Origin of the sequence: Massilia sp. PAMC28688 (assembly GCF_019443445.1) — a bacterium.
Taxonomy (GTDB): Bacteria; Pseudomonadota; Gammaproteobacteria; order Burkholderiales; family Burkholderiaceae_D; genus Telluria_A.
In genome coordinates this window covers 4,588,418-4,605,556 of sequence record NZ_CP080378.1, presented here as the reverse complement: position 1 = coordinate 4,605,556, position 17,139 = coordinate 4,588,418, and the positions used below count along the sequence as shown (strand labels likewise).

Genomic DNA, 17,139 nt, shown 5'->3' with positions numbered 1-17,139 from the left:
GGCACCAACTTTACGACTGCTTTATGCGACAACTACCTTGACACGCACCGCTCCACATCCAGCATCCGTAGCTGGTTCCGCATCTTCATAACCAGTTGCAGCGCCTGCGATCGAGGTAGGGGCCCTGACATCCTCCCGATGCGGACCATGATCTCCATACAAAACTCAGCGGTGACCGAGGATGTGCTCGCAACCTTCTTAGCGAGAGCCTGTACTTCCTGTACTTTTGCATCGATCGTGCGCATCGTCGCTTCAATGCCTGGAGCTTTAATGCTTTCAAATAAATGCAAATTGCTGAAAACGAACAGGACAATGCCTGTTGTCAAACATGTGACCGCCGAGCCCACCTGGTTGGAATATGCAAGATACAGCCCCAAAATTATTGCCGCTATGGAAGCCACGGCAACTACCAGCCCTTGGACCAGCGCTATAATCGACTTCAGTTTAATGTCTAGGCCGGCCAAATTTTGCATCGGGATTCCTTGTTTGAATTACGCGTTTTAATTGGGGTCCCGTCAAAGCGTCACCGTGACAAGTTTGGATTGCGACCCAGGAGACAATTTGATTATAACTATTTCCAGTTTGAAAGATATGGCTTAACCTATTGAGCTGCAGAGCGCTTGCTGTGTAAGCTCGCGCGTTCCTGCTGAGCAGAAAGCCACAACAGCCGGCATAGATCTATACCGCGTCCGTTCTACCTCAACGGGCCACACTTTTCAAAAGCACATGTAGCGCTAATCTCTACGTTAAAATTTACTCAAAATGACTAATTTAAGCAGGCGACACGCGTAATCTTACGTGCTGGAGTGGAGAGCGGAAGACTACGCGTGCCGCGGCTCATTAGCTACCTCTGGATGGCTGGGCGGTGGCCATCAGTCTGCCGATCTCGAACAGCGCTGCCGTACGCCCGTTCTGGATCCGAGCTATGTTTTCGCCCGAGTCCCTGCGGACGAAATGATTTCCGTCACATCTGACCCGGTTAAGCAGTGGCGTAAGGTCGAGAACCTCTGATGGGGTAAGCACCCCTTCACGTCCTAGAATCCCAGCTGCAATTGAATGGTTGCCATTGATTACGATACCAAATCTCCACGGCAGGACCAGCGAAACTGCGTGATTCGGATCTTGGCGCCAAGTGCCGCAACTCCGCCCGGAACCAATGTTCGCCAACGCGTTTACGAAGCAGTTGCGGTTCCAAGGTGTGCTTAGGACGATGTCACGGGCGAGGTCGACGCTGTAGTCCTCCGGGCGCAGCTGTACGCAGTCTGATGGGTCGAAAAGGGAAAAGAAGTAGTCCGGGGAAAAAAGACGTTCTAACGAGGCTGCTCCGACAGCAGCATGCTGGACGCGCTCCGCAACAGACAGCAAATGGTCTGATTGCAGAGGTCCCAAGATTGCGGAAACCAACCTCGCCAAGCCTGTCGCATTCTGGCGATGAATTCCATTTGCTATCTCCATCAGGCGCGTGAACACGTCGAACTCGCGCTCCGACACTAGTATGTGCGGGCGTGGCTCCGCAAGTGGCGCGACAACGTCTTGCTCCGTCCGTCCTGAAATTAAGTCACACACAAGTCGACGAAGCCCCCGCGCCCGCGGCTGAACAGATGGCACTGATCTTGCCCCCGTATAACCGGACACAGCCTATCGTCTAATTAGCGCCGCTTTCCTGAGCCCGGCCCCCCTGTGCCAATATAACTTGAGACACCTACCCGATTAATTTAGAGTACAGCGGTAGGTCCCCAAATGCACAACCGAAAGCATCAAATTAGCACTCCAGTAGCTCCCCCGGACACCACCGACGTGTCGCCTTCCGAAGCGCAACGGCCAGACCCCGAGGTCGTCCCAACTGCCAAGCGGCGCGCTTTCTCCAAGGCCGAGAAACTGCGCATTCTGGCCGCCGCTGACGCCTGCGTGGCGCCCGGCGACATCGGCGCGTTGCTGCGTCGGGAAGGCATCTACTCGTCCCACCTGGCGACGTGGCGCAAGCAGCGTCAAGCTGCAGGCGAGGTCGCCGCTCTGGAGCGCAAGCGCGGCCCAAAAGCTGATCCCGCTGCCGCCCAGACGCGGCGCGTGCTGGAGCTGGAAAAAGAAGTAGAACGCCTGCGCGCGAAGCTGGTCAAGGCCGACTTGATTATCGACGTCCAAAAAAAACTTTCCACTCTGCTGGGTCTGAGCACCAGCGACACACCGAGCGAGCCGAAGTGATTAATGCCGCCAACAGCCTGGGTGAGCAGGTCGGCCTGGCCGCTGCGTGTCGCGCCTTGCGTCTGCCACGCAGCGCCCTGTATCGCGACCGCGCCGCGCGCCACATCTGCCTGTTGCCGCCCCCTGTCGCGACAGCACCAGCGAGGCGGCCTCCGCTGGCGCTGTCGGAACTGGAGCGCCGCGTCGTACTTGACGTGCTCAACAGCCCGCGCTTCGCCAATTGCGCGCCTGCAGCCATCCACGCCCAGTTGCTCGACGAAGGGCGCTATGTGGCCTCGGTACGCACCATGTATCGCTTGCTGCAGGGCTGCGCCGCCGTGCGCGAGCGGCGCAACCAACTACGCCATCCAGAGTACGCCAAGCCCGAGCTGCTGGCCGTGGTGCCCAATCAAGTCTGGAGCTGGGACATCACGAAACTGAAGGGGCCGGTCAGAGGAACCTGTTTCCATCTGTACGTCATACTCGACATCTTCAGCCGCTACGTCGTCGGCTGGATGGTGGCCGAGCAGGAAACCGCCGAATTGGCCGAGCAACTCATCGCCAACACCGCCGCTAAGGAATGCATCTCGCCGGGCGCGCTGACGTTGCATGCCGACCGAGGCAGCAGCATGCGCTCTAAGCCAGTGGCCACGCTGCTGTCCGATCTAGGCATCGCCAAGTCGCACAGCAGGCCCTACGTCTCCGACGACAACCCGTACTCGGAGGCGCAGTTCAAGACCATGAAGTACCAGCCCGGATTCCCAGCACGTTTTGGCTCGCTGGCTGACGCGCGCGCTCACTGCGCCACGTTCTTCACTTGGTACAACCAGCAGCATCGCCATTCCGGCATCGGAATGATGACGCCCGAGAGCGTCCACACCGGTCGCGCGATCGAAGTACGCAAGCAACGACAAGCCACTCTGGCAGATGCATTCCAGCGCACGCCGAACCGTTTCAAACACCGCATGCCGCAGCCGCAGAAGCTACCAACGGCAGCATGGATTAACCCACCGGCGATGGAGACGAAAGCTGCCTGAGATCCGAGATTTAGACTCTCACCAATTCAACCAGGTGTTTCAAAATCATTGACACGCTCCGGGCGTGCCAGCTCCCTCCTGAACATGCGAGGCGATTTTAACTTCAACGATGAGTGCGGATGAACCTCATTGAAATGGGTAAAGGCGTCTGGCAGTTGAGCGAGAACGACTTCGGCGTTGCTGCGGTCCATCATGCTCACGTAGTCCCGTTTAAACGTGTTCACAAAGCTCTCGGCGATACCGTTCGACTGCGGACTGCACACCGGTGTGTGTACCGGCTCGATGCCCATCTCCCGCGCCAGAGCATGCGTTTCGTGGGCGCGGTAGGCGCCACCGTTGTCGCTCAAGAACTCCAGCCTCGTCTCGCCAACGCTCGCCTGGCCAAATCGCGCTTCGACCGCTTCCACCAGCATGTCACGCACCGGCTCGCCCGGCAGGCCCCGTTCAGCCCATGCGCGCCACGCAATGATCTCGCGGTCGCAGCAATCCTTCATGAACACGCCAGTGACGACTTCGCCGTTGTCGCAAGCGATCTCGAAGCCGTCCGAGCACCAGCGCTGATTCGGTTCGGCGACGCCAACGACGCCATCGTGCACGCGACCGCTGACCGGCCGCTTTGGCGCCTTCTGCAGCAGAAGTCGGTATTCCTTCATCACTCGGTAAAAGCGCTTGTGGTTGATCGCTTGCAGGCCCATCAAGGCGCGCGTGCGGTTGACCAGAGCGCCGGCCCGGCGGTAACCATAGGTCGGCAGCGCGGTGATCTCGGCGCGCACAGCGTCGACCAGAATGGCATCGGCAGGCTGGTGGAACGTTTGTACCGTACGACCGTCGACCCAGTCGGCAGAACGTGCCAGCATCAGCGTAACGTGAGAGCGCGCCACGCCCAGAGCAGAACAGACCGGCTTCACTGGTCGTCCTTGCCCAACAAGGGCGAGCGCGCAATCCACTTTTTTTCGCGAGCGAACTCGACTGCCTCCTTCAAGATCTCCGCTTCCATCGTTTTCTTGCCGAGCATGCGCTGCAGCTGGGCGATCTGGGCACGGGCGGCAGCCAGTTCGCTGGCCGGCACCACCGACTCACCCGCGGTGACCGCGGTGAGTGCGCCTTCGCGTTCGAGTTTGCGCCAATTGAACAGCTGGCTGGCCCCAACGCCATGCTTGCGGGCCACCAGTGACACGTTCATTCCGGGCTCGTATGTCTCGCGTACCAGCGCCGCTTTTTCATCGGCAGACCAGCGCCTGCGGCGCTCCTGGGATACCGTCACCACTTCGATTGTTTGCTTGTTCCTAGTCATAAACACAGTCCTATTCCTATCCGTAAGAATAACGCATAGGCTGTGTCTGGTGAATCAGGGGGCTATCTCAGCACTTCGCTGGGATTATTTCGATTCATGGAAATCGACAAGCAAAAAGTAGAGTTAGAAATCCTTCGAGAGAGATTGTGAACTCGTAGTCACGTAAGCTTCAGTGCAGCGAAGCCGAGAACAGTTATGATCACCGTGGCAGATATTGTTCGCGGCCAATTGTCGTTCACAACACGTTGGAACAGCCATCGAAACGGATATTGGTACGCTTGGCCTAACTCCCGCGACGTTTTCTTAAGGTCTTGCCGAACAAAACGTAAATCGGCTTTCAGTGCTTTTACTGCCGAAGCGGTCTGTCTCGCGTGAGTGACCAGATTGTGCTCTGTAATCGATTCTTCCCAGGATGTGGTTGTGGTCAAAGCTTGAGCGAGCATAGGTCGTGAGACGCCTGCGCTTTCATCGTCGTCGATGAAATCGAATTCTATGCCGAACTGGCGATAGAACCGATTCCTACGCACACGGTTCTCTCCGTTGGCGTCGCTTGAAAGCAATTTGACCTCCCTGACTTGTGCGTCTGGCCATTGCTTTGCCCACGCAACAATCGTATTCATCAGATAGGTGCCAAGGCGGGCGCTTCGTAGCCGACACGGTTCAATGAGAACGTATCCTCCGGTATCTAGCGCACCGGCTGTGAGGGATACCGTATTCCATCTGGCATCATAGCTTCCTAAAAAGTCCCCGCTGGGAACATCGTTCGCATCTCCCTGACCGCTCAGATCCCAATAGTAGATGCATACCTTAGCACGGTGGACCTTGCCGGTCTTCCCATCGCGTTCTACCTCCTCTCGCCTTTCGACAAGCACCCACTCCAGCAATTCTTCATTCTGATCTTGCCGTTTCCGCTTGACCTCCAAAATCAAAACACTGGGCGGTATTCGAGCGCTACCGAAGCCATCGGAACGGAGTCTTGAATTCACAGGCGGAAGCATAGGGTTAGTCTCTCAAAGAACGTTCGTATATTCGGTTATGAGGACGCGGTTGGAATCTAACAGACCAAGCTTATGCCCATCCAGTTTGGCTTGGTAAGCGAGGTCAATGAGGGCGACGGCGCGACGCAACACGTCCGACACGCTCAAGTGTGACGCTTCAGCAATCTCTATCAACCTTGCGCTGAGCTGCGGCGACATCTCGCAGCTCACCCGAACGGCGCCGCGATTTTTTGTAGTAGTGTTCATTTAACTCTCCGGACCGGTATGTGCGGATTTTACACATAAGACGCACATTTTCCACACCTTACGCGTCGCGCCCATAGCGTGCAGGGGGAAACGCCTGCTCTATATCCATTTATTGCCCAGCACAAGGGTGCACGACAGGGCGTCGCCACCGAAACCGGAAAGGCGCCCACCAGGCGTGGGACTTCCCCCCTCTTACACCGTAATAGTTTCAAAGTGGGCCAGGAATGCGGGCGCTGACGCAAAAAAACCGTCCATTAAATCTACTCAACTTAGCTCGGACTAAGTTGATTACACACGATTGACCGTGATATTTATAACGGTTATTATCACTGCTCAACCTCGTTTTTTTATGCCGCGCCCTCCGTTCCAGCTTACCGACCAGCAAGCAGCACACATCGCCCGCGGCGTTATGGAGCTTGATGCGACCATTCCAATCGACGCGCGTAGCCACCGGCCTTACGTCCGCTCGTTCATTGCATTGGTGTTTGGGGCAACAGGCCGTCTGTTCAGCCCAGAAATCTATCGGAGACTGATGGATGCGTATTCGCCCCAGAGACGGCCTTCGATGGCCACGTTGGCGCGCGAGAGGCAACAGGCTGAACAGTTGCTTCATAGGCGTGTTGTACCGGCCACCGATCCGCCTGAGTTCACCGAGCCCGACGCTTCAATGCTGACGACGAATGCCGCTATTGCGGCTCTCGATCGGAAAATGAGCGCCGTCCTCGGTACTGCCGAGCATATGCAGAACGCTCAGCTCGACTACTTTCAGCATGCGCTAGAGCAAGCTGAGCGAGAGCTCACCCTTCTCCGTAGCCTGGCCACCACCGCAGCCGCTGAGTCGGCGGCGGCCCGTACAAGTGCTGAACAATATCGCATTGAATGCGAAGCTTTGCGCGAAAAGAATGATCAGCTGACCCAGATTATCGACAAGATGGTGCAAAGTGGTGACGAAATGAGAAAGTTTTCATTGATGAGCATTGACGATGCGCGTGGTGAAGTGAGGACCTGGAAGGAGCGCTGTGCGAATCTGGAGCTGCAGCAGGCCCGCGATGCACAGACGCTGGACACCATGCGGCGGGCTAACCTGGCAGCGGCATTAGCGGTTGCGAAGGAACATACATGAGTAGCATTGCACCGATGGTGGCGTCGTCAGTCACCGTAGAGGTCGCACGGCCGCAGCATGGTTTGGGCGTAGTCGCCGACGATTGGGAAGCTGCAGAAGTCTGGCTCCGGGCAATCGGGAGCCGTCCCAAAAAAGGATCCCCTGAAACCGTCGCGACGTACCGTTATCACCTGGCCAAACTGCGGTGGTACTGTGACAACGTCGCAGGAAAGCCGCCATCACGCTGGGTCATGCCTGATGTCACCGCATTCTTCGAATATTTGAGAGACTTACCGGAAACCGCCATATGCGCGCATGATGGCTACCGGTTTGCCCGTGCTGACGAGGCTGGATACACGCCGTTTCGCTGCAAGCCGTCGGCCAGCAGCCAGTCCGACCTGCAACGCTGCGTGCACGCCATGTACCGTGCCTGGCGGGAGGTGGGCTACATTGGGATGAACCCTATGGGTTTCCACGGCGCCGGCACTCAGCGCAAAGTGAACGCAAACCGTGCCGTGCCCCTTGATTTATACGGGGTGGTGCTCGAAACCATGGAAGCTGAGGAAAAGCTCACATTCGAGCAGCGGCAGCGCTACGTGCGCGACAGATTTGTGTTGATTGGATTGCGTGAACTGGGACTGCGTACGACCGAATTCATCAAAGCGACCATGGGCGCGTTTCAGCCACTGTCCGATCCCAAGTCAGGCCACACATACTGGATCATGCATATTGAACAAGAGACCGCCAAAGGCAACATCGAGCGCAAGATCCCAGTGACGAAGACTGCACTCGTGGCCTTGATGGCGTACCGAAAGGCGTTTGGACTGACCGCACTTCCATTGCCGTCGGACGAGACTCCACTATTGTTGTCGCCCCGCACTCGCAAGGGTGTAACCACCTCAGGCGGCCTGGCAATCAAGTCGATGGCAGCACGACGTGATTTTGGCGCCTGGCGCGCCCTAACCGTAAGCGTGGCATCAGTACCGTCTTGACGCCCGCTTACTTCCGGCCCCAGCCATTCCAAGCCATGCGCAGCAGCGTCGCGTTCGCCATTCGCTGATCGAAGGCCTCTGCGTCGAAGCTGCCGCCCACCCATCTCAAATAGTCCTTTGCTTCCTGGCTCTTCGGTTCGTCCCGCAGTGTCGTGAGGAAGTCGTCGTAGCCGCCGATGCCGCCGACGTCTTCAGGCGGGCATGCGCGCTTGCCATCGATGATATAGGCACTGCCCATTGGCTCTGGACGTTGCTCAATTTTTTCGACGTGAATTTCATGCTGCCAGCTGTCCCCGAAATCGTATTGGTAGGTGAAGCGCTGGCCGGTGTACAGCAATCGATTCAGCTTTCCTTTTCGGTCATCGAACATTTCCTCGTCGCTGTCGTAGCTGCCCTCAAGAACATGCTCGTTGTCAAGCATGCTGTAGGTGCGGCCCTCAACACGAAACTCATGAAGATGGGCGTCGGTCCAGCCAAACGCGGCCTGGATGATGTGATGAAGCGCACGCAAGCTGAGGTCGCCGTCGACGACGATACGGCGCCAGATTGGCGGCGTGATGTCTGCGATGCTGATGCGCAAAGTGATGACGATATTTTTCTTGGCCATGAGAGTTTCGTTCAATGCGCGCAATTACCATCACCGGATGTGACGTTACAACTACGCGCTGACAGTGCTCAGTTTATCAGCCAGATTCCACGGCAACAAATCTTCAACCCGATTGACCGGATAGTCGGCGATGTGGGCCAGCACATGGCGTAGATAAGCCTGCGGATCGATGCCGTTGAGCTTGGCGCTGACGATCAGCGAGTACATCGTTGCAGCGCGCTCGCCGCCGCTGTCTGCGCCCATGAACAAGAAGTTCTTGCGGCCAAGGCAGCAGGTTCTCAACGCGTTCTCGGCGATGTTGTTGTCGATCTCGGCCAAGCCATCTTCGCAGTAGTACACCAGCGCCTGCCACTGATTGAGCAAGTAGTTTATGGCTTTCGTAGTGTCGGACTGGGTCGATAGTGTGAGCAGCCGTGCCCGCAACCATACTTCAAAGTCGTCGAGCAAAGGCCGCGCTTGTGCTTGCCGTATTCGCTGTCGATGATCAGGCAGCTGGCCGCGGATCTGTTCTTCGATTGCGTACAGTTCGCCGATCCGCCGCAACGCTTCTGTCGTTGTCACGGTCGCCTTGCGCGCATGCAGATCATGGATCTTGCGTCGCGCATGCGCCATGCACGCTGCTTCGCGCACGCGGCCATCGGCGAAGATTTTATCGTAGCCTGGAAACGCGTCGGCCTGTAGAACCCCAGTGAAGTTGGCCAGGTGCGACTGTGGATGCTGGCCTTGGCGATTCGGCGTATAGGCGAACCATGCGGCCGGCGCCGCAGTCGAGCCGGAGCGCCTGTCGTCGCGCACGTAGACCCACAGGCGTGCTGTCTTGGTTTGGCCGTTCCCCGGCGCAAGCACAGGCATCGGCGTGTCATCCGAATGGATCTTGCCGGGCTGGAGCACGTAGCGCTGCAGTGCGTCGACCAGGGGGCGCATCAGGGCCCCGCACGCACCTACCCAGCGCGCCATCGTGGAACGATCAAGCTCGACGCCGTCACGTGCGTAGATGGCGGACTGGCGGTACAGTGGCAGATGGTCGGCGAACTTGGCGACGAGTATGTGCGCCAGCAAGCCTGGTCCTGCGATGCCGCGTTCGATGGGGCGGCTAGGCGCTGGCGCCTGCACGATGTGATCGCAGCAGGCGCATGCCTTCTTGCGGCGTATATGCCGAATTACCTTGAAGGCCGAATTGATGAGCTCAAGCTGCTCGGATACATCCTCGCCCAAGGGCTTGAGTTTGCCACCGCATTCGGAGCAGGCCTGGTCCGGCGGCTCAATGATATTGTCTTCGCGCGGTAGATGCACCGGCAGCGGCTGGCGCGCAACCTTGCGCGCGTGCGCAGCGGGCAATGTCGCTTTCTGCTCGCCGGCGCCATCCTCGGCAATGAGATCCTCCAGCCGCGTTTCCAGCAGTTCGATCTTGCGGTCGAGCTTCTCGGACTTGCGGCCAAACTGCATTCGCTTGAGCTTTGCCAACTGGAGTTTGAGCTGCTCGATTTCGAGAGAGCGGACATTGAGGGCCTGCTCCAGCGTCGTGACGGTATCGCGCAGTTGTTGCACTTCGCCGTCGCGCTGCAGCAGCAGCGCTTTTAAGGCTTCGATATCGTCGGGAAGTGAGGTAGGGCTGGAAGGCATGCGCGCAGTTTACGCGCATGTTTAAACGTTTACAACACCGACATGAGGGGCGCGGTGCGTTCGGGCTGTTTCCAGTTGATGCCTTCGAGGAGCATCGACAGTTGGGCCGGCGTCAGATGGACCTTGCCGTCGGTTGCTTGCGGCCAGACGAAGCGGCCATGCTCGAGGCGCTTGGCGAACATGCACAGGCCATCGCCACTGGACCACAGCAACTTGATGACGTTGCCGCGCCGACCACGGAACGCGAACACGTGGCCGCTGAATGGGTCGTCCAGCAACGCACTCTCCACCTTGGCCGCCAGGCCGTTAAAGCCGCAGCGCATATCCGTGAAGCCTGCAGCGATCCAGATACGTGTGCCCGCCGGCAGCCCGATCATGGTCGCAGACTCTGGAAGATCGTTCTGAGCAGCGCAGCGTCGACGCCCTCGTGAACACGCACGACCGCGTCGGCGAAGATGATCTCGACCGTGCTCAGGTTGGCGGCAGGCGACGCCGCTTGGGCGATCACCGCCGGCGCCACCATCAACGGAGTATCCGCAATAACGACCGGCAGCAACGTTGTGCTTGCGTCCGGTATATTGTCAAAGAGACCTGCGCGATACTCGCGGCGCCACTTGAACACCATGTTGGCGTTGACGCCGTTGGCCATCGAAAGCTTCGAAACCGACACCCCGGCTTCGCACGCCGCAGCGGCAAGGCGCCGCTTGAACTCGACCGGATAGTTCGGCCGCCCTTTCCGGTTTCCCGGCTTCATTTCAGTATCCAAAGTAGTTCCCATCATAAAAGTAGTGGGAACTACTTTGGCGGGCATGCCTACTTGCGTCCAGACGGTGCTGGCGTCACGCTTACCCCTAACCTCCCGACATAGCCTGTACGCGATCGTCAAGGGCCGCATCGCGCAGACAGCGGATTTTCTGGCTTCCGTTGGCGACATGGCACGTCGCGAACAAATCCTTGCCGCCTCGCCCCATTGGCTTCGACACACTTTTGCTAAGGCTGCACTGATGACTGGCCACGATCTGCGCACTGTGGCCGGCTGGCTGGGCCATCGCGATATCGGTACCACCATGATCTACACTGAACAGCAGGCGCTTGACTTGATTCGCGCCTCCGAACAGGCTGAGCCGGGACTTTTAGCGCGGGAAAATGCATTGCCCAGTTAGCCGGGCGTCCCCCTCACATTTCTCTGCCGCCTAGCGTCGAAGTTGTGAAACTTGTGCCAGGTGTCGTGCCCAGTGTGCTTTTTTGAAGGCACGGCCGACGCCGTACTCAATAGATTCCGTATAGAGACGCGCCGGTTCGTCGCGGCAGTCGCTGCCCGTGACTGCCCACAGGCAATCAAGGTAAATCGGGTTGCACCGCTCCATCCACTCTACTTCCTCGCCACTGAGAGCGTGCCTGGTCTGGTGAAGCAGGCGCGCAAACGAGTCTATCAAGGTGGAGGCGAAGATGCGGCGCGTCACCCATGCTTTAGTCTGCGGCGACCAATATGCGGGCATTGGAACGCGGCGGGCAAGGTGCCAACCTAAAATTCCAAAATAGTCTTTCGACGGCGCGGTCATCAGCGTGCGCGGAGTTCCACTTCCCTCCCATAGCATCCTCCATTGAAGAAACGCTTGTGCCTCCGAGCAGAAACCTTTTGTCCTCTCGCCTCGAAGGTCCCACCACAAGGCTCTCGCAGCCGTGATCGCGCAGCGTTTGTGTGTGCCCAGCTGCTTTCGCCAAAGGCGGCGCCGTAGTGCCTTGTACACGGCCACAAGGTCGTCATATCGCTGTTGTGACGCACTCAGCGCGCGTTGCGCCGCAATATTGTCCTCATCGTAGTATTCGTCGCGGTCGTCGTCCAGCGCTGAGCATGACGCAGCGCAGCCGCACTCATGCACGTCTAACTGCACACGGCGCAGCCCTTTCCCCCGCCGTGTTTGCGACGGCCTGATCCTTTCAAGCACCGCTGCGATAAAGCCGGCGAAATGCATGTCGATATCAGTCTGAGCGAGTGGAACATGGGAAATCCCCAGGGTGGTTATGCCAGCAAAGAGGCGCTCCGCATCGGTGTTCGAAACAATATCGGCGTCCGCCCCGCGATGAAAGCGGAGCAAAAATGTCATACTTGACGCCTCGCCTTTTGTCATCTGGCGAATGACGGGACGGTCAACTGCTAACGCTGGAGCGAGCGCAGTCGCGCAATGGGGACAACTAAACGGCTTCAGGAAAAAATGCGAGCTGATTTGATATGGTATCGGGCGCTTGCACGTCATGCAATGCTCGAGGAGGTCCACCTGGTGGATCGGACATGTACGGGTACAGCGAAGTTGGAAAAGCGGGGAATGAAAGCCACGGTCAAGACATTGCTGACACCAGCGTAAGTGACTACAAGAACGTAAAACGCTTCCTGGAACCAGTGAATAGAGAAAAGCACTGCGTACCGCTTTAAGCGGCATGCGGAACATCTGCGACAAGACGGCCAAGTCAAAGACGTCATCTTCCCTCAGGTCGACCATGGGTTTAGTGCAGATGGCGACGCGGCGGCGGCACGTGCGGCTGATTGCCAGTTCCATGAATTCGCGCGCCGTTAGCTGATTGAGGCGAGCGAATTTGTAGAGTAACGTCCATGCTGATTCACCCAAGACGGCCCACTGGTCGCGCCAACACCATTGGTTCTCAACCTGGCTGTAGGTATCGACGAGTATTCGTTTGGAAGCCATGTCGAGCTAGTGAGAAGCCATGCCGAGATGAAGTTCGGTGAGGGCCTCAACGTATAACGATTCGGCCACTGCAAAATCCCACATATCGGGCGTGAACTGAAAAGTGGAATGGTCCTGTGCCATGTTCGTCTCCAGCGCAATCTCCACGGCATGCGCAAAATACTGCATCGGAATCTCCATCGATACTTTTAATCCTGACTGTTCATGAGCACGTGCAAACGCTTGCCATACAGTTCGCGCCTCGCTAAGAAGGCGAAAGCCATGCTGGTAAGCCAAGGGGAAAAAGAAGCGCGTGAATGTCCAGTCGGATTGAGGCGGATGGACTGCCTCGTCATAACCCCGCAGGCAGGCGGCAAGCGCGTCTGCATCCTTCAAGCCGTCAAAGCGCATTTCGCTGATCATAAAGCGAAGCACGATCTGTGTGTGGCTACTCTGGCGAAACGCGGACTTCTGATTGAGCAGTTGCGGTTGGCCCACAAGCAGCGTGATCATCCGTACGCCGCGACGCTCCAAACAGTCGTGAACGTCACGGAGCCACTCGTACTCCATGACCTCAAGCCGCTGGGCTTCATCGGCGAACATGACAAACCAGTTGTAGCCCGATGCATCGACAAGTTCCATGATTCGCTCCAGCAGCCGCCGGCGTTTTCGCGTGACCGTCCCCGTTAAAGCGCCTGGGTGCCCAGCTGCCTCGAGCAGCGTGGTGAAAAATGCGTCCTCGGACGGGTTCTTCTTGGCCTCTGTGCCGCAGCTCAGGCAAACCACTCCCGGATAGTCGTACTGTAGCGAATTCTTTACATACCGGATCCCATAGGTTTTCCCGAACCGGGGATACGCGAAAATGATCGCTCCAGGCGTATGCATGCGAATGAGCTGCTTTATCTTGCGGATTAGCGCATCAATGCTAGGAGTGGCGACAATGTATTGGTGCAGCGTGATCGGGTGCCTATCGAGCGGAATCGGCCTGGTTTCAACAGCGGACATGGGGGCTCCTGATCAAAAGATGATCGTGCGGCGAATTTGCATTGGTGTTGGTACGACCACCGCGTTATCAGGCGCGGGCTGATTAACTGCATTGACCTCGTCGGATACGCCGGTAGTCAGTGCGTTCTGTTGAGCTGGCATCGAAGCTTCCACAGCCGCCGGGGCTGGGGCCTTGACGTTAGCTTTGGCCAGGGCGTTCACGGCGCGCTTGCTGGTGCGGCACTCCTTCCATTTCATCCGTGTCCATGCGCCAATTGGACAGTCCTCAGGGCCCACGCGCAGCTTGCGTTCGGCGAGAAGTCGGTGAATCTCCTGGCGGACCCGAAGCGAGTGCGGCGTAATATTCCATGGGCGTGTAGCAGTAAGCACGCCTAGCTCGCTGCCATCTTCGAAAAATGCCTTGATTGCTCGCACATCCCGTACATCGTAATAAATCCGTACCTTACGTCCAATGAGAGCGGCATTGGTGCTTAATACTGGGCTGGAATAGCGGACATGAGCGAAGTTGACATGGGGGCGCACACCTTTAAAAGTAGATCCTTTAATCGTCGCTATCCTTGCCTCCTGCATCAGGCACAGATTGCTGCGGATTGGTGTTGGCAGTGTCCTGAGAAAGCCCGGTGATGAGCGAACCGAGTAGGCCATAGCCTCAAGAGGGGTTCGGGCTCCCGTGCCTTTGTGTGCCGTGCCGTTATAGTTCGATAGCACGACATGTACCATGTCCTCAAGTTCAGTCAGTTCGACGGTCAGGTGGATATTGCCTCCCGGGTCCGATAGCGCTTTCTCGATCGATTCAGGGTCGCTTCCCACAGTGCTGGGAAGTCGATGGGCAAAGTGCCGCGCTATCACATGAAAGAACCGTTCGATGTAGGGCCGCGCGTTGGGGGATGCAGGAGGTCCGTTGTCGGTCCAGCACCCTACAATTTGGTTCAGCCGGGACAAAGTATCTTCAGCAAGATGCGATTTAGCGCCGTCCATCCTGAACCAGTCCCAGCAAGCGAACTCGGTTTCGACAATATGCTGAGACGGGAAACCTCCCCCCTCCTTCACGCACATGTCGGGGATTTGGTAGGTCCGTGCAACGGCAGGAGTCAAGGCGCACTGCAACGCAGCGGCGACGTCGTCCTTGTTATATTCTTTGCCCAGAGCGATGTGGTACCCGATGACAGCTCTGCTAAAAACATCAAGCAAGACGAGGATCCAGATTCGATGGAGCTCAAGTGTCCGCTCCATCCCGAAAGGATCTATCAAAGTGACCGTCAGCCTCAGGTCCATCTTGTGTCCGTCAAACTCTACAACTTCAAATGCCCGCGTAGCCGCGGGGGCCTGCTCCTCCCAATGTGCAGCGGCACCGGATTTGGTCCCTCCTGCATGTGCGACTGACATGTCGAAATCCTCAAGTGAAAGGTCGTGGACGAACGCTTGCAGGGCACGGAAGGCGAGCCGTTTAACGTTGAACGGATAACTGGTCTCGGCGATGCCTAGTTGGCGGCATTTTTCGATGAACTGGACGTGTATGTCGCTGATTGGCTGGCGCACCTGCCCTCCCACGACCACCCGCTTGGATCGGCGACGAACCAGGCCGCGTATTAGCTTCTCTAGCGATGGATATTGGCGCAGGAGCTGGCCGAAGATTCCTGCACAGCCGGCTTGCTCGTAGGGCTGTACAATCGCAGGCGCCTGGCGCTCATATTCTTTGATATGCATGTACGGCAGTGCGGCGCGAAAGCCGTAGATCCGCCCGTCCGGGTGTTTTTTCAGGCAGCGAGGAGCGGTGTGATAAAGCTTTCCTCTGCTGACCTGATGCTTCGCCAAAATGGCGGTGACACTGAGGTCATGGTTGCCAAAAAGGTCGGCAAGGGCCGCAGATAATGAGTCAAAGGCAAGCCTATCACCTGCGGCTAGATGCGATGCGTCGGCGCCCGGCCATAGTGCAACGACTGGCGCGCTTTGGCAAAGGCTATGGTGATCAAAACGCTCTGTAGCGTCCCGGCTCATGCCGGCTCAATCAGATGAGCGGGCCCAAGAACTTCCGTACCCAGTTGGGGCGAGCGCGCCAGACCTTTATGCAGCAAGGAATAGATCGCCAGTTTGACGAGAGAACTGTCACTGTCGCCGTGTTCTTTCTGCAGCTGCATGATTGACTTACCGGCGCCCAGGTTAGACTTAATGGCCTGGCTGAGCTGCAGCGGAATGAAGCGCTCGAACGCACCGAGATCCCGGATTATCACGCCCCAGTTGTTCAATGCGATCGCATGCTCGGCTAGGTCATCTGGATCGACGCATCGCACCAGCGCACCCAGAACAACAGAGTCAGCCAGCAATGCAACACCCGTCGCGTTGGCTTTCTCCCCCGGCCGTAACAGGAGAAGGAATTCTTCGCCGTCCTTGCGCTTCACCCAGAAATCGAACGCGCGTATTGGCTTGGCGTCCGGCACGAGCTGTGGCCGCTCACAGTAGCTCAGTACCTGTGAGCTCGCTTCCAGCGTGGTCCATAAGCCGAGAGACTGTTTGCCAAAAAGTGTGACGCGGCGTTGAAGCTTGGGCGAAAAGACATCGTAGCGGTGGCAGCCGTACGGCCGCCTGTTATAGGTGGGTTCCGTGAAGCGGGGCGCAGCACACATAGCAACCTCACCGATTTTCGCCGATCAGAAGTTAGAGATTATGCTAACGGTGCAGTGACGGCGCACGATTGGATGCTGCGCCCTGTCTCAATCAGCTTTGCCGTCTGAGGTTCGTAGGCGACATGTTCAAGACGGCTTGGAGAACAAAATAACTATCAGGTGCGCACGGGAACGTCAACGCGCTGCGACAGGTCTTGGCTAATCCAGTTGCTCGCCGCGAGAAGCCGTCGCCCCTCTGAGTAGACGTTAGGGTTGTCATCCAGGGCACGCAGCGTCACAGCGATAACCACCGATAGCGGATCGACGAGGGCTGGCTCACCCGCTCGGCGCAGTATCGTCGCCTGCAGGCCCCATACATCGCCAGCCATGCCCTTCGGATAGCGGCGCCGGTAGATTTTGACCGGTGACCATTTTCCTCCGTGCTCGACCTGCGCTTTTTCCAATCCGGTGGTGCCGATTTCGCCAAGTGCGGGTACGCATGTCCTGAAGTGTGGTTCGCCCTCCGGATTGGGCGTGAAGGTGCCAAACCCAACATCGACATTAAACCGCACGTACTCCGCACCTGCTGAAGCGTCCACACGCGGCGCATACACCGCTGTGACGATGATTTCGCCACGAAATTTACCCTCGTGCAAAAGAGATGCGGGGATGGGATACGGCGCTTTACGCCACTTCATCGCGTCCGAAATGCTCAGCTCAAACAGCATAGTGAAGCTGGAATCGGAATCGTATAGGACGGCGCCGGG

Annotated in this window: 18 protein-coding genes; 4 read left to right on the top strand and 14 right to left on the bottom strand. The window is 57.6% G+C overall.

The genetic code is table 11. The annotated features are described in order from the left end of the window. Positions 1-32: 32 nt before the first annotated feature. Positions 33-473 (bottom strand): hypothetical protein, encoded by a 441-nt coding sequence (locus tag KY495_RS20520; RefSeq protein ID WP_219881151.1) that lies wholly within the window; start codon positions 471-473, stop codon positions 33-35. 367 nt (positions 474-840) lie between these two features. Continuing rightward, on the bottom strand, positions 841-1,470 hold the full coding sequence (locus KY495_RS24415; RefSeq protein WP_374040967.1) for a DUF6710 family protein: 630 nt from the start codon (positions 1,468-1,470) through the stop codon (positions 841-843). Between the two features lie 270 nt (positions 1,471-1,740). On the opposite strand from KY495_RS24415, the gene KY495_RS20510 reads away from it, so the two are divergent. Then, positions 1,741-3,218 (top strand): IS3 family transposase gene (locus KY495_RS20510; RefSeq protein WP_374040956.1). Its coding sequence is split into 2 segments (ribosomal slippage): positions 1,741-2,166 and positions 2,169-3,218, totalling 1,476 coding nucleotides; the frame shifts between segments, so codons are not numbered across the junction. 26 nt (positions 3,219-3,244) lie between these two features. Here the strand turns inward: KY495_RS20510 and KY495_RS20505 are convergent. The 3 genes from KY495_RS20505 to KY495_RS20495 form a co-directional block, all read right to left on the bottom strand. Continuing rightward, a protein-coding gene (locus KY495_RS20505) for an IS3 family transposase (RefSeq protein WP_229518394.1) occupies positions 3,245-4,512 on the bottom strand; the annotation gives its coding sequence in 2 pieces (ribosomal slippage) (positions 3,245-4,173 and positions 4,173-4,512; 1,269 coding nt in all). A 158-nt stretch (positions 4,513-4,670) separates the two neighbouring features. Next, a complete protein-coding gene (locus tag KY495_RS20500; protein WP_219881150.1) occupies positions 4,671-5,510 on the bottom strand; it encodes a hypothetical protein in 840 nt (279 codons plus the stop codon). Positions 5,511-5,522: 12 nt separating this feature from the next. Then, a complete protein-coding gene (locus KY495_RS20495) occupies positions 5,523-5,756 on the bottom strand; it encodes a hypothetical protein (RefSeq protein WP_219881149.1) in 234 nt (77 codons plus the stop codon). Between the two features lie 304 nt (positions 5,757-6,060). On the opposite strand from KY495_RS20495, the gene KY495_RS20490 reads away from it, so the two are divergent. Together KY495_RS20490 and KY495_RS20485 are read left to right on the top strand one after the other, a co-directional pair. Continuing rightward, positions 6,061-6,879: a hypothetical protein gene (locus KY495_RS20490; protein ID WP_219881148.1), complete on the top strand. Its 819-nt coding sequence runs from the start codon at positions 6,061-6,063 to the stop codon at positions 6,877-6,879. After that, the gene (locus KY495_RS20485) at positions 6,876-7,850 is read left to right on the top strand and encodes a hypothetical protein (protein WP_219881147.1); all 975 of its coding nucleotides are present in this window, start codon (positions 6,876-6,878) and stop codon (positions 7,848-7,850) included. Before KY495_RS20490 ends, KY495_RS20485 begins: the two co-directional genes overlap by 4 nt. 7 nt (positions 7,851-7,857) lie before the next feature. On the opposite strand, the gene KY495_RS20480 is transcribed toward KY495_RS20485, so the two are convergent. Genes KY495_RS20480 through KY495_RS20465 form a run of 4 tightly spaced genes read right to left on the bottom strand, consistent with a single transcriptional unit; the run spans position 7,858 to position 10,834 of the window. Beyond that, complete coding sequence (locus tag KY495_RS20480) at positions 7,858-8,457, bottom strand: plasmid pRiA4b ORF-3 family protein (RefSeq protein WP_219879845.1); 600 nt, start codon at positions 8,455-8,457, stop codon at positions 7,858-7,860. Positions 8,458-8,508: 51 nt separating this feature from the next. After that, a complete protein-coding gene (locus KY495_RS20475) occupies positions 8,509-10,080 on the bottom strand; it encodes an IS66 family transposase (protein ID WP_219879846.1) in 1,572 nt (523 codons plus the stop codon). A gap of 29 nt (positions 10,081-10,109) precedes the next feature. Further along, the gene (gene tnpB / locus KY495_RS20470; RefSeq protein ID WP_119784802.1) at positions 10,110-10,457 is read right to left on the bottom strand and encodes an IS66 family insertion sequence element accessory protein TnpB; all 348 of its coding nucleotides are present in this window, start codon (positions 10,455-10,457) and stop codon (positions 10,110-10,112) included. Beyond that, complete coding sequence (locus KY495_RS20465; protein WP_229518289.1) at positions 10,454-10,834, bottom strand: transposase; 381 nt, start codon at positions 10,832-10,834, stop codon at positions 10,454-10,456. Before KY495_RS20465 ends, tnpB begins: the two co-directional genes overlap by 4 nt. Positions 10,835-10,889: 55 nt before the next feature. Between KY495_RS20465 and KY495_RS24245 the strand changes: the two genes are divergently transcribed. Beyond that, positions 10,890-11,243, top strand: a complete 354-nt coding sequence (locus KY495_RS24245) for a site-specific integrase (protein WP_219881146.1) — start codon at positions 10,890-10,892, stop codon at positions 11,241-11,243. A 30-nt stretch (positions 11,244-11,273) separates the two neighbouring features. On the opposite strand, the gene KY495_RS20455 is transcribed toward KY495_RS24245, so the two are convergent. The 5 genes from KY495_RS20455 to KY495_RS20435 form a co-directional block, all read right to left on the bottom strand. Continuing rightward, positions 11,274-12,785 carry a hypothetical protein gene (locus KY495_RS20455; RefSeq protein ID WP_219881145.1) on the bottom strand — a complete coding sequence of 504 codons (1,512 nt, stop codon included), beginning with the start codon at positions 12,783-12,785 and terminating at the stop codon, positions 11,274-11,276. A gap of 6 nt (positions 12,786-12,791) precedes the next feature. Then, positions 12,792-13,769 (bottom strand): ATP-binding protein, encoded by a 978-nt coding sequence (locus KY495_RS20450; protein WP_219881144.1) that lies wholly within the window; start codon positions 13,767-13,769, stop codon positions 12,792-12,794. A gap of 12 nt (positions 13,770-13,781) precedes the next feature. After that, on the bottom strand, positions 13,782-15,767 hold the full coding sequence (locus tag KY495_RS20445) for a transposase family protein (protein ID WP_219881143.1): 1,986 nt from the start codon (positions 15,765-15,767) through the stop codon (positions 13,782-13,784). Continuing rightward, positions 15,764-16,393: a hypothetical protein gene (locus tag KY495_RS20440; RefSeq protein WP_219881142.1), complete on the bottom strand. Its 630-nt coding sequence runs from the start codon at positions 16,391-16,393 to the stop codon at positions 15,764-15,766. The genes KY495_RS20445 and KY495_RS20440 overlap by 4 nt, the downstream gene beginning before the upstream one ends. 155 nt (positions 16,394-16,548) lie before the next feature. Next, positions 16,549-17,100 carry a hypothetical protein gene (locus tag KY495_RS20435; protein WP_219881141.1) on the bottom strand — a complete coding sequence of 184 codons (552 nt, stop codon included), beginning with the start codon at positions 17,098-17,100 and terminating at the stop codon, positions 16,549-16,551. Positions 17,101-17,139: the final 39 nt, after the last annotated feature.

Bases quoted from the DNA above. Each gene is read 5' to 3' on its own strand.
- tnpB (WP_119784802.1), bottom strand. From the start codon at position 10,457: ATGATCGGGCTGCCGGCGGGCACACGTATCTGGATCGCTGCAGGCTTC.
- KY495_RS20465 (WP_229518289.1), bottom strand. From the start codon at position 10,834: ATGAAGCCGGGAAACCGGAAAGGGCGGCCGAACTATCCGGTCGAGTTC.
- KY495_RS20435 (WP_219881141.1), bottom strand. From the start codon at position 17,100: ATGCTGTTTGAGCTGAGCATTTCGGACGCGATGAAGTGGCGTAAAGCG.
- KY495_RS20440 (WP_219881142.1), bottom strand. From the start codon at position 16,393: ATGTGTGCTGCGCCCCGCTTCACGGAACCCACCTATAACAGGCGGCCG.
- KY495_RS20450 (WP_219881144.1), bottom strand. From the start codon at position 13,769: ATGTCCGCTGTTGAAACCAGGCCGATTCCGCTCGATAGGCACCCGATC.
- KY495_RS20475 (WP_219879846.1), bottom strand. From the start codon at position 10,080: ATGCCTTCCAGCCCTACCTCACTTCCCGACGATATCGAAGCCTTAAAA.
- KY495_RS20455 (WP_219881145.1), bottom strand. From the start codon at position 12,785: ATGGCTTCCAAACGAATACTCGTCGATACCTACAGCCAGGTTGAGAAC.
- KY495_RS20520 (WP_219881151.1), bottom strand. From the start codon at position 473: ATGCAAAATTTGGCCGGCCTAGACATTAAACTGAAGTCGATTATAGCG.
- KY495_RS20495 (WP_219881149.1), bottom strand. From the start codon at position 5,756: ATGAACACTACTACAAAAAATCGCGGCGCCGTTCGGGTGAGCTGCGAG.
- KY495_RS20500 (WP_219881150.1), bottom strand. From the start codon at position 5,510: ATGCTTCCGCCTGTGAATTCAAGACTCCGTTCCGATGGCTTCGGTAGC.
- KY495_RS20480 (WP_219879845.1), bottom strand. From the start codon at position 8,457: ATGGCCAAGAAAAATATCGTCATCACTTTGCGCATCAGCATCGCAGAC.
- KY495_RS20445 (WP_219881143.1), bottom strand. From the start codon at position 15,767: ATGAGCCGGGACGCTACAGAGCGTTTTGATCACCATAGCCTTTGCCAA.
- KY495_RS20485 (WP_219881147.1), top strand. From the start codon at position 6,876: ATGAGTAGCATTGCACCGATGGTGGCGTCGTCAGTCACCGTAGAGGTC.
- KY495_RS24245 (WP_219881146.1), top strand. From the start codon at position 10,890: ATGCCTACTTGCGTCCAGACGGTGCTGGCGTCACGCTTACCCCTAACC.